The sequence below is a fragment of the Streptomyces sp. NPDC006265 genome (genome assembly GCF_040613555.1).
Lineage (GTDB): Bacteria > Actinomycetota > Actinomycetes > Streptomycetales > Streptomycetaceae > Streptomyces.
Window position 1 is genome coordinate 1 of sequence record NZ_JBEXSH010000213.1, and the last position, 11,255, is coordinate 11,255.

8 protein-coding genes and 1 pseudogene are annotated in these 11,255 nt (G+C 69.2%); 6 read left to right on the top strand and 3 right to left on the bottom strand.

Annotated elements, in window-relative coordinates; translation table 11 throughout:
• Positions 1 to 103: 103 nt before the first annotated feature.
• Positions 104 to 1,801, bottom strand: a complete 1,698-nt coding sequence (locus ABZ281_RS18870; RefSeq protein ID WP_356656846.1) for a threonine/serine exporter family protein — start codon at positions 1,799 to 1,801, stop codon at positions 104 to 106.
• Between the two features lie 120 nt (positions 1,802 to 1,921).
• On the bottom strand, positions 1,922 to 2,413 hold the full coding sequence (locus ABZ281_RS18875) for an inorganic diphosphatase (RefSeq protein ID WP_003975424.1): 492 nt from the start codon (positions 2,411 to 2,413) through the stop codon (positions 1,922 to 1,924).
• 79 nt (positions 2,414 to 2,492) lie between these two features.
• Between ABZ281_RS18875 and dacB the strand changes: the two genes are divergently transcribed.
• From dacB to folE, 6 genes are all read left to right on the top strand, one after another.
• Complete coding sequence (dacB, locus tag ABZ281_RS18880) at positions 2,493 to 4,070, top strand: D-alanyl-D-alanine carboxypeptidase/D-alanyl-D-alanine-endopeptidase (protein ID WP_356656848.1); 1,578 nt, start codon at positions 2,493 to 2,495, stop codon at positions 4,068 to 4,070.
• Positions 4,071 to 4,174: 104 nt separating this feature from the next.
• Positions 4,175 to 5,302 (top strand): zinc-dependent metalloprotease, encoded by a 1,128-nt coding sequence (locus tag ABZ281_RS18885; protein ID WP_356656850.1) that lies wholly within the window; start codon positions 4,175 to 4,177, stop codon positions 5,300 to 5,302.
• A 196-nt stretch (positions 5,303 to 5,498) separates the two neighbouring features.
• Complete coding sequence (gene tilS, locus ABZ281_RS18890; protein ID WP_356656852.1) at positions 5,499 to 6,563, top strand: tRNA lysidine(34) synthetase TilS; 1,065 nt, start codon at positions 5,499 to 5,501, stop codon at positions 6,561 to 6,563.
• An 81-nt stretch (positions 6,564 to 6,644) separates the two neighbouring features.
• Positions 6,645 to 7,184 carry a hypoxanthine phosphoribosyltransferase gene (gene hpt / locus ABZ281_RS18895; protein WP_229829301.1) on the top strand — a complete coding sequence of 180 codons (540 nt, stop codon included), beginning with the start codon at positions 6,645 to 6,647 and terminating at the stop codon, positions 7,182 to 7,184.
• Between the two features lie 185 nt (positions 7,185 to 7,369).
• A complete protein-coding gene (ftsH, locus tag ABZ281_RS18900; protein WP_356656854.1) occupies positions 7,370 to 9,409 on the top strand; it encodes an ATP-dependent zinc metalloprotease FtsH in 2,040 nt (679 codons plus the stop codon).
• Positions 9,410 to 9,534: 125 nt separating this feature from the next.
• A complete protein-coding gene (gene folE, locus ABZ281_RS18905) occupies positions 9,535 to 10,140 on the top strand; it encodes a GTP cyclohydrolase I FolE (protein WP_356656856.1) in 606 nt (201 codons plus the stop codon).
• Positions 10,141 to 11,126: 986 nt separating this feature from the next.
• Here folE and ABZ281_RS18910 read toward each other — a convergent pair.
• Positions 11,127 to 11,255, bottom strand: a pseudogene (locus ABZ281_RS18910) (DUF3180 domain-containing protein); the annotation flags it as partial.

The following is an 11,255-nucleotide window of genomic DNA, read 5'->3' on the forward strand; positions in this document are numbered from 1 at the left end:
TCGGCCGGTGCGGCGAGTGGGGGTACCCCCTGCTCGAGCGGAGTCGAGAGCGTGGGGGAGCGTGCCGGGCGTCGTGACGGGGCGAACGTTGCCTGCCGCGGCACTAGAAACCCCTGGTGCGCTTGGCGGCCCTTCGCTTCTCCGCGGACCCGATGCGCAGGAACATCCGGGAGATCTCCGACCCGAGATTCACCCCGATGGCGATGGCCATGGCGAGCGCCACCGCCTTCGACAGCGACACCAGCCCTTCGTCGATCTCGCTCTGGGCGATCGCCAGCAGCCCGAAGTACGTCGCGGAACCCGGCAGCAGGGGCCCGATCGCCGCCGTCGTGTAGGGCAGGGCGGAGGCGAACTGATACCGGGACAGCAACTGCCCGAACAGCCCCACCAGCCCCGCTGCCGCCGCTGTGGACGCCACCGGCGAGATGTCCCCCACGTGGTGCATCGCACCGTAGACGACCCACGCGACACCGCCGTTCAGCGTCACCCACACCACGGTGGATCGTTCCTGCTGCAGCAGCACGGCGAACGCCAGTGACAGCAGCATCGACGCCCCGATCATCATCACCGGGTCGTCGGAGGCACCGAGAGCCTGGTCGGGGGTGAGCCGCGCTCCCAGTTGCACGCCGAAGTACAGCACCAGCAGCACACCCGCGACGATGCCCACGAAGAAGTACAGGACCTCCAGCAGGCGCGCGGACGCGGTGATGTAGAACCCGGTCAGCCCGTCCTGCACCCCCGCCACCAGCGCCCGCCCGGGCAGCAGCGCGAACAGCCCACCGGTGATGACCGCGGAGGCCTTCACCTCGACATGGCTCAGCGTCAGCGCGACCCCGATCGCGGCCGGCGGCATGGCGGCCACCGTGAACTGGTAGAACTCCGGCAGCCCGCGCCCCGCGCACAGCCACGCCAGCCGGTCACCGAGCATCGCGCCCAGCGCGGCGGCGACGAACACGACCAGGCCACCGCCGACGAGCACCGAGGCCGCCCCCGCCAGCAGCCCGCTCGCCCCGGTCAGAGCCCAGCCCGGATAGGGGTGCCGGTTACGGCGGATCTCCGCCAGCCGCCGGTAGGCCTCCTCCAGCGAGACCGCGGTCTCGCCGTCGCTGAGGTCGTCCACCAGCTGGTACACGGCCGCCAGCCGCGTGTAGTCGGTACCCCTGCGCCGCACGGTGCGCGACGCCGTGACCGGGTCGTCGACCAGCGACGGCTGATACGAGATCGCCAGCAGCGTGAAGGTCACGTTGGGCTCGCAGCGGTCCAGCCCGTACGACCGGCACACGGCGAACATCGCCGCCTCCACGTCCTCGGCGCCCTCACCGCCCGCCAGCAGCAACTCGCCGATACGCAGCGTCAGGTCGAGCACGCGCGGCACCGCCGGCCCGCTCTCGTCGCCGCCGCGCTGGATCGCCTCCGGCGCCGGCCGCTCCGCCACCGGCATGCGCAGCATCGTGCGCATCCGGTCCTGCCACGGCACGTCCTTGGTCAGACTGACCACGGGGATCCCGCTCGGCGGAGTGAAGGCCGTCGGAGCGTGCTTCGAGCTGTACGTGCTCGGCCGGGTGAACGCCGACCCCTCCTGCTCCACCGCGGGCGCCGCATGGACGTCCAGCCCCTGCGGCACGGCGAACTCGGACGTCGCCTCGGACTCCGCGCCGGCCGCTCTGTGCAGAGCCAGCCCGCCAGGGATCGCGAACTCCGATGTCGTCGACATGTCCCCGTCGACGCCGGTCCCGGCCGGAGGCAGGAAGGCACTCCTCGCCTCGTCCGATTTTGGCTTGCGGTCCTCCGCGTCCGTCACTGCCTGGCGCTCCCTGCACGACACGTCAGCCTCGTACCCCCCACAGCCTCAGTATGCGCACAGACGGACGAACGGGCCGCATACGCAGGCGTGCGGCCCGTCAGCAACAGCAGAGGGAGGTCAGTGACCGCCCTGGTCCTTGAACCGCTTGTAGGACCGCTCGATCTCGGCCTCGGCCTCGGTACGGCCCACCCAGTCGGCACCCTCGACCGACTTGCCGGGCTCCAGGTCCTTGTACACCTCGAAGAAGTGCTGGATCTCCAGGCGGTCGAACTCCGACACGTGGTGGATGTCCCGCAGGTGCTCCACACGCGGGTCCGTCGACGGTACGCACAGCAGCTTGTCGTCGCCGCCCGCCTCGTCCGTCATGCGGAACATGCCGATCGCGCGGCAGCGGATCAGACAGCCCGGGAACGTCGGCTCGTCGAGGATGACCAGCGCGTCCAGCGGGTCGCCGTCCTCGCCGAGGGTGTTCTCGACGAAACCGTAGTCGGTCGGGTAGGCGGTCGAGGTGAAGAGTCGCCGGTCCAGGCGGATACGACCGGTCTCGTGGTCCACCTCGTACTTGTTGCGCGAACCCTTCGGAATCTCGATCGTGACGTCGAACTCCACCGGTGGCTCCTCCATGATCAACACATAGTTCTGGTGGTTAAGTGTCCCTCACGCAGGTGTGTGATCGCGAAAGGGGCTGGTGGTCGTGCCAGAGCTGAGGCCTTGGCGGGCCGCGAAAGCGCACGTGGTGCGCCTCGCGGATGCCGTACGACCACGCCTGGTCCGGGTCGCAGCGGCCACGAAACCGCAGCTCGCGCGGCTCGCACGAGCCGGGAAACCGCAGCTCGCGCTGCCGAAGAACTGGCAGTACACCGCGGGTGCCGCCACCGCCGGACTCGCACTCGCCGCCGGTGTGGTGACCGCCGCCGGTCCCTGGGACTCCTCGGGTCAGCGTACGGCCGAGCGGGACCGGGCAGCGGCCCTGGGCCGCGCGGGTGGCACAGATCACGGCAGCGCCCCCGGCACGCCCGGCCGCCCCCGGCCCGCCCCCAGCGCCGAACCCGTGCTGACCGGCCTCGGCGGCGTCAGCACGGTGAAATCCGCCCCCGACGGCAAGGCCCTGGCGGGCGCCCTCGCCCCACTGCTGAAAGACCCGGCCCTCGGCACCCGGCCCGCCGCGTCCGTCATCGACGTGACCACCGGCAGGCGCCTGTACGGCTCCGGCTCCGGCACCGGGCTCACCCCGGCCTCCACCACGAAGATCGCCACAGCCGTCGCCGCACTGTCCGCCATGGGCACCGACCACCGCCTCACCACCCGCGCCGCCCTCGAACCCGACACGATGGAAGTCGTCCTGGTCGGCGGCGGCGACCCCACCCTCACGGCCCGCGAGAAGGCCCAGGGCTCCGCGAGCCTGCGCACCCTGGCCGCCGGCACGGCCGCCGCCCTCGCCGACCGAGGCGTCCGCGAGGTCACCCTCTCCTACGACACGACCCTCTACGCGGGCGACGACATGCACCCGATCGGGGTCGACGGCAACCTCGCCCGCGTCACCCCCCTGATGGCCGACGAGGGCCGCACCAACGACTCCACGAGCGGCCCGGTCCAACGCGTGCCGGACCCTGCGGCCGACGCCGCCCGCCGTTTCGGGGACCTCCTCGAATCCCACGGCATCAAGACCACCGCCCCCGGCCCCTCCAAGGCCACCACCCGCGCCCAGACCCTCGCGACGGTCTCCTCACCCCCGCTCTCCGCCCTCGTCGAACGCATGCTGACCAACAGCGACAACGACATCGCCGAAGCCCTAGCCCGCCAGACGGCCCTCGCCACCGGCAACCGCGCCGACTTCACCGGCGCCGGCAAGGCCATCGGCTCCCAGCTGCGCGAACTCGGCCTCCCCGTCAAGGGCGCCGCCTTCAAGGACGGCAGCGGCCTCAACCGCGCCGACCGGCTCACCCCCGACCTCCTCACCGCTCTGCTCGCCAAGGCCGCCGACCCCTCCCACCCCGAACTCCGCCCGGCCCTCACCGGTCTCCCCATCGCCGGCTTCACCGGCACCCTGACCGCCCGTTACACGGACGGAGCATCCGGCATCGTCCGCGCCAAGACCGGCACCCTCACCGGTGTCCACACCCTCGCGGGCACCCTCGTCGACGAGGACGGCCGCCTGCTGGCCTTCGCGTTCATGGCCAACGGCACGGACGGAATCCTCCCCACCACGACCCAGAAAGCCCTGGACAGGATCGCCACGGCCCTGGCGGCCTGCGGCTGCGGATGACGAACCGGGCCGCCCGCCCGCCGGCACCGGCCGGAGCGGACCCCCGGCAGCCCTCGGCCCTCGCCGCCCTGCCCCAGCGGCGAGCGCTCACGTACGGTTGACGCATGACGAGCATCGGTGGTGCTTCAACCGGCATGGTCGACTGGAACCTCGCGGTCGCGACCGCGACCCGGCTCGTACGGCCGGGCCCCGAGGTCAGTCGCGACGAGGCCCGCGCCGTCGTCGCGGAACTGCGCCGGCATGCCAAGGCCTCGGAGGAACACGTCCGCGGATTCACCCGGCTGGGCGCCGAGGAGGGCCACGACACCCCCGTCCTGGTCGTCGACCGCCCGGGCTGGATCCGGGCGAACGTCGCCGGGTTCCGGGAAATCCTCCGCCCCCTGCTCGACAAGATGCAGGAACGGCGCGGCAGCACCCCCGGCGGCTCCGTCATGAGCGCCGTCGGCGGCAAGGTCACCGGCGTCGAACTCGGCATGCTGCTGTCCTTCCTGTCCTCCCGCGTCCTCGGCCAGTACGAGACCTTCGCCCCCGCCACCCGCGAACTCCCCAGCGGCCAGAACGGCGGCGGACGCCTCCTGCTCGTCGCCCCGAACATCGTCCACGTGGAGCGCGAACTCGACGTCGACCCACACGACTTCAGGCTCTGGGTCTGCCTGCACGAGGAGACCCACCGCACCCAGTTCACCGCCGTGCCCTGGCTGCGGGACCACCTTGAGGGTGAAATCCAGTCGTTCCTCGAAGAGACCGACGTCGACCCCATGACCGTCCTGGAACGCGTTCGGGAAGCCGCCCAGAGCCTCGCCGGAGGCCGCCCCGAGGCCGAGGAGGACGACGGCGGCCGCTCCCTCGTCGAGATCGTCCAGACCCCTGCCCAACGCGAGATCCTCGGCCGCCTCACAGCCGTCATGTCCCTGCTGGAAGGCCACGCCGACTTCGTGATGGACGGTGTCGGCCCGTCCGTCGTGCCCTCCGTCGGCGAGATCCGCGAGAAGTTCCAGCAGCGCCGCGCCAAGGGCGCCTCCCGCCTCGACCTGGCCCTGCGCAAACTCCTCGGCCTGGACGCCAAACTCCGCCAGTACCGCGACGGCGAACGCTTCGTACGGGCCGTCGTCAACGAGGTCGGCATGGACGGCTTCAACCGCGTGTGGACCTCGCCCAACACCCTCCCCACCAAGTCGGAGATCGCCAAACCGGCGGACTGGGTCGCGCGGGTGCACCGCAGGGCCGAATAGTGAACATCGCGGGAAGGTCGTGAAAGGAAACCGGCCGACGGCAGGCGAACGCCCCTCCAATCACCCGTCCGAGGGACCGTGAGGCAGGGGTAGGCGTGCAATGCTCGGGGAACGGCCCGTTTCTGTCACCATCTACACACTCTGCGTGACCGGCACGCGGGCACACCCCCCGAAAACTTCATGAAGGGAACCGGACATGGGTCCCCATCCTGCGGTCGCGGCGATACGCCTGGCGGTCCGCCGCGTCCTCCACGACCTCCTCACCGAACACCACCGCACCCCCGCCGCGGTCCCGCACGAGCCTCCCCCCAGCTCTCGGCTGCGCTCGGGCAGGGCGGTGCCCCCATCCCCGCCGCTCGTGCTCGTGGCATGCTCCGGCGGCGCCGACTCCATGGCCCTCGCCTCCGCCCTCGCCTTCGAAGCCCCCAAACTCGGCATCAGAGCCGGCGGCGTCACTGTCGACCACGGCCTCCAGCCCGGCTCCGACACCCGCGCCGCGGAGGTCGTCCAGCGCCTGCGCGAACTCGGCCTCGACCCCGTCGACTCCGTCGCCGTCACCGTCGGCCGCACCGGTGGACCCGAAGCCGCCGCCCGCGACGCCCGCTACGCCGCACTCGACACCGCGGCCGAACGCCACGGCGCCGCCGCCGTCCTGCTCGGGCACACCCGCGACGACCAGGCCGAAACCGTCCTCCTCGGCCTCGCCCGCGGCTCCGGCATCCGCTCCCTGTCCGGCATGGCCGCCGTCTCGGGGACCGGCGGCCGCTACCGCCGCCCCTTCCTGGAACTCGACCGGCAGACCGCCCGCAAGGCCTGCATGGTCCAGTCCCTGCCCGTCTGGGACGACCCCCACAACGCCGACCCGGCCTACACCCGCTCCCGGCTGCGCCACGAAGGCCTGCCCGCCCTGGAGAAGGCCCTCGGCAAAGGCGTCGTGGAAGCCCTCGCCCGCACGGCCCGGCTCTCCCGCGACGACGCCGACGCCCTCGACTCCTGGGCCGGCCAGGCCGAGGCCACCGTCCGCGACGCCACCGGACTCCTCGAATGCGCCAAGCTCTACGCCCTGCCGCCGGCCGTACGCCGCCGCATCCTGCGCCGGGCCGCCATCGACGCCGGCGCACCCGCCGGATCACTGTTCGCCCGCCACATCGAGGAAGTCGACCGGTTGATCACCGGCTGGCGCGGTCAGGGAGCCATCAACCTCCCCGGCAAAGTCGTGGCCCGGCGGCAGGGTGGCAGACTGGTGATTCGGCAAGGCTGAACCACGACCCCTCCCCGCAACCGGCGGAGGGGCCGATCGGCCGGTGGGACGACCGAAAGTGATGCGGTGGACGCGAAAGACATGGGTGCCGACCTCGAGAAGGTGCTCATCACCAAGGAAGAGATCGACGCCAAGCTGGCCGAGCTGGCAGCGAAGATCGACGCGGAGTACGCGGGCAAGGACCTGCTCATCGTCGGAGTCCTCAAGGGCGCGGTGATGGTCATGGCCGACCTCGCCAGGGCGCTGTCCACCCCCGTCACCATGGACTGGATGGCCGTATCCTCGTACGGGGCGGGCACCCAGTCCTCCGGTGTGGTGCGGATCCTCAAGGACCTCGACACCGACATCAAGGGCAAGCACGTCCTGATCGTCGAAGACATCATCGACTCCGGCCTGACCCTGTCCTGGTTGCTCTCCAACCTCGGCTCGCGCGAGCCCGCCTCCCTCAAGGTGTGCACGCTGCTGCGCAAGCCCGAGGCCGCGAAGGTCGCCATCGACGTGGAATGGGTCGGCTTCGACATCCCCAACGAATTCGTCGTGGGCTACGGACTCGACTACGCCGAGAAGTACCGCAACCTCCCGTTCGTCGGTACGCTCGCGCCCCACGTGTACGGCGGCTGAAACCCGGCCGCAGTGCCGTCACGGTGATCGGGAACCCCAGCGGGCCTCCCGCCGTTGGAGCAGGCGTAGGCGGATCGCCAGCCGTCCCACGCGGCTTCAGGTGACAATGCTGGGGTACCGTCCGAAGAACAGTCTTTATCAAACTCACTATGGCAGGAGGGACGGGGCGGCACCGCTCCGTATGGATGGACGTGAAGCGATACTTCCGTGGGCCGGTCATGTGGATCGTGCTGGCCGTCCTTGCCGTGGTCGTGTTGATGCAGGTCGTCGGCTCGTCCGGCGGCTACAAGACGGTGGACACCGGCCAGGTCGTCCAGGCGATCAACCAGAACAAGGTCGAGTCGGCCAAGCTGACCACCGGTGACGAGCAGACCATCAAGGCCGAGCTCAAAGACGGTGTGAAGGTCGAGGGCAGCTCGAAGATCCAGGCGAGCTACATCGGCGACCAAGGCGTCGACATCGCCAACACGCTGCAGAACAAGTACCAGGACAAGCAGATCCCGGACGGCTACACCGTTTCGCCGTCCAAGCAGAACCCGTTCGTCGGCATCCTGCTCTCCCTGCTGCCCTTCGTGCTGATCGTGGTCGTGTTCCTGTTCCTGATGAATCAGATGCAGGGCGGCGGCTCCCGAGTCATGAACTTCGGGAAGTCCAAGGCGAAGCTCATCACCAAGGACACCCCCAAGACCACCTTCTCCGACGTCGCCGGATCCGACGAGGCCGTCGAGGAACTCCACGAGATCAAGGAGTTCCTCCAGGAACCGGCCAAGTTCCAGGCCGTCGGCGCCAAGATTCCCAAGGGCGTCCTGCTCTACGGGCCCCCCGGCACCGGCAAGACCCTGCTCGCGCGCGCCGTCGCAGGCGAGGCGGGCGTCCCCTTCTACTCGATCTCCGGTTCCGACTTCGTCGAGATGTTCGTCGGCGTGGGTGCCTCCCGGGTCCGTGACCTGTTCGAGCAGGCCAAGGCGAACGCCCCGGCGATCGTCTTCGTCGACGAGATCGACGCGGTCGGCCGCCACCGCGGCGCCGGCCTCGGCGGCGGTCACGACGAACGCGAGCAGACCCTCAACCAGCTCCTCGTCGAGATGGACGGCTTCGACGTCAAGGGCGGCGTGATCCTCATCGCCGCGACGAACCGGCCCGACATCCTCGACCCGGCGCTGCTGCGCCCCGGCCGCTTCGACCGGCAGATCGCCGTCGACCGCCCGGACATGCAGGGCCGTCTGGAGATCCTCAAGGTCCACCAGAAGGGCAAGCCGGTCGCCCCCGACGTCGACCTGTCGGCCATGGCCCGCCGTACGCCCGGCATGACGGGTGCCGATCTGGCCAACGTCCTGAACGAGGCCGCCCTGCTGACGGCCCGCAGCGACAAGAAGCTGATCGACAACCACATGCTGGACGAGGCGATCGACCGTGTGGTCGCGGGCCCGCAGAAGCGGACCAGGATCATGTCGGACAAGGAGAAGAAGATCACCGCGTACCACGAGGGCGGACACGCCCTGGTCGCGGCGGCCTCACCGAACTCCGACCCCGTCCACAAGATCACGATCCTGTCGAGAGGCCGCGCCCTCGGCTACACGATGGTGCTGCCGGAGGAGGACAAGTACTCCACCACGCGCAACGAGATGCTGGACCAGCTTGCCTACATGCTGGGCGGCCGCGCGGCCGAGGAGCTCGTCTTCCACGACCCGACCACGGGTGCCGCCAACGACATCGAGAAGGCCACGGGCCTGGCCCGCGCGATGGTCACGCAGTACGGCATGACCGAGCGGCTCGGCGCGATCAAGTTCGGTGGCGACAACACCGAGCCCTTCCTCGGCCGTGAGATGTCTCACCAGCGCGACTACTCGGAAGAGGTCGCCGCGCTCGTGGACGAAGAGGTCAAGAAGCTCATCGAGACCGCGCACAACGAGGCCTGGGAGATCCTGGTCGAGAACCGCGACGTCCTCGACAACCTCGTGCTGCAACTGCTGGAGAAGGAGACGCTGGGCAAGGAGCAGATCGCCGAGATCTTCGCCCCCATCGTCAAGCGCCCGCCCAGGCCCGCCTGGACCGGCTCCTCCCGCCGCACGCCGTCCACCCGTCCGCCGGTCCTCTCCCCCAAGGAGCTGGCCCTGACGAACGGTGCGAACGGCGCGACGCCGGCCATCTCCACCGCGAAGAGCACCGTGGCGGAGCCCGCCCCGGCGCCCGAGCGGACCCCGGAGGACCGCCCCGAGAGCTGACCGAGCTCTCCCGGCGGCCCACCGCCCCGGAATGGATGCCACGCCCCCCAGGTTTTAGCCTGGGGGGCGCGGCTTTTCGCCATTTCCGCAGGCCGCCCGTGAAGGACACAGGAACGAGGCATCAGATGACCGACCCCGTGACGCTGGACGGCGACGGCCATATCGGCGAGTTCGACGAGAAGCGCGCCGAGAACGCCGTACGCGAACTCCTGATCGCGGTCGGCGAGGACCCCGACCGCGAGGGCCTCCGGGAGACGCCGGCGCGGGTGGCGCGGGCGTATCGGGAGCTGCTTGCAGGGCTCTGGCAGGAGCCTGAGGAAGTTCTGAAGACAACATTTGACCTGGGACATGATGAGATGGTCCTGGTCAAGGACATCGAGATCGTTAGCCAGTGTGAACATCATCTTTTGCCATTTCATGGCGTAGCCCACATTGGGTACATTCCGGCTGAAAGTGGAAAGATCACAGGGCTTTCAAAGCTTGCGCGGCTGGTTGAGGTGTTTGCGCGTCGTCTGCAGGTGCAGGAACGACTCACCACCCAGATCGCCGACTCCCTCATGAAGATCCTCGAGGCCCGGGGTGTGATCGTCGTCATCGAGGCTGAGCACATGTGCATGTCGGTGCGCGGGATTCGTAAGCCGGGCGCCAAGACCACGACATCTGCAGTGCGCGGGCAGCTTCGAGATGCTACGACCCGCGCCGAGGCAATGAGCCTGATACTGGCGCGCTGACCCGATTGTCATTGGTGCCCGATACCTTCCTTGATCAGAGGAGTTGATCGCTGATCAAGGGGGATCGTGGTGAGGTCTGGGCTGAGCAGTAAGCGACTCGTGAGCGTTATCGGGGGGACTGACAGGCCAGAAATGTTGAAGAGGGCTCCAAGCTGTGGAGCCTGGACGGTAAGCGGACGGTGCAGACGACCGTCGTTGAGGTGACGGCAGTCAAGGCGCGTGAAGTCGTCGATGGGGTAGACGCGGCAGAGTGCGAAGTCGCGGGGACCCATACGAAGAAGCTGTGCCGAGAGCGGCTGACGATCCAGCCCGGCTACGAGTTCGGCTACTTCGCCGGAGCTACTGTGCCGACGGGACAGTCGGCAAGAACTATGTATCCCTCGTCGTAAACGAGGAGGACTTCGCTGCGCGGTACGCCGGCCACTGGGCTGCCTGCCACGCTGGAGCCGATCACCAGACCGTCCGGGTACCTCAAGCGAGACTGGCCAGGTTTTCGAGTACGGGTTGTTTCGTCGTACCTGGGTGACGCCATGCGGCAGTACGTCGGTGGTGATGCGCACCACAACATGAGGCAGAGCTTTCCGCGGGTGGTGCTTCGTGATGAAGCCACGTTCGCCGGTTTCCTGGACGGTTACGCAGATGGCGATGGGTATCGGTTCCGGAGATGGTCTGGTCGCTCGCTGGTCAGCTCGAACGGGCCGTTTCTAGCGGACATCGCCCAGGTCGTCGGAGCCAAGTTCACCCCTTACACCAACGGCAGGAGTTCGAAGCTTGTCGTGGCCGACAGTCGGCCTTCACGGGGGACCTTCCAGCCCGAGCACCACCCTCTGGAACCGGACGAGTCCCGTTGGCTCGAAGTGCGCGAAGTCCGTCGGCGCAGGGCCGAGGGCGCCAAGCCCTTCGCCCTCTACAGCTACCGCCTCGACTCCCAGCCCGGCTTCCTGGTCAACGGGCATCTCGCTCGGCAGGCGGTGAGCCCGGGGGCGTCAGACCGTCGGGGCCACCCCCGTGCCGTCGTTCTCGTCGTCTTCGGGGAGTTTGCAGACGCGTTCCAGGAAGATCGCTGCCGCTATGACGCCGATGCCCGCGAGGACGGAGAGGCCGGCGTAGATGGC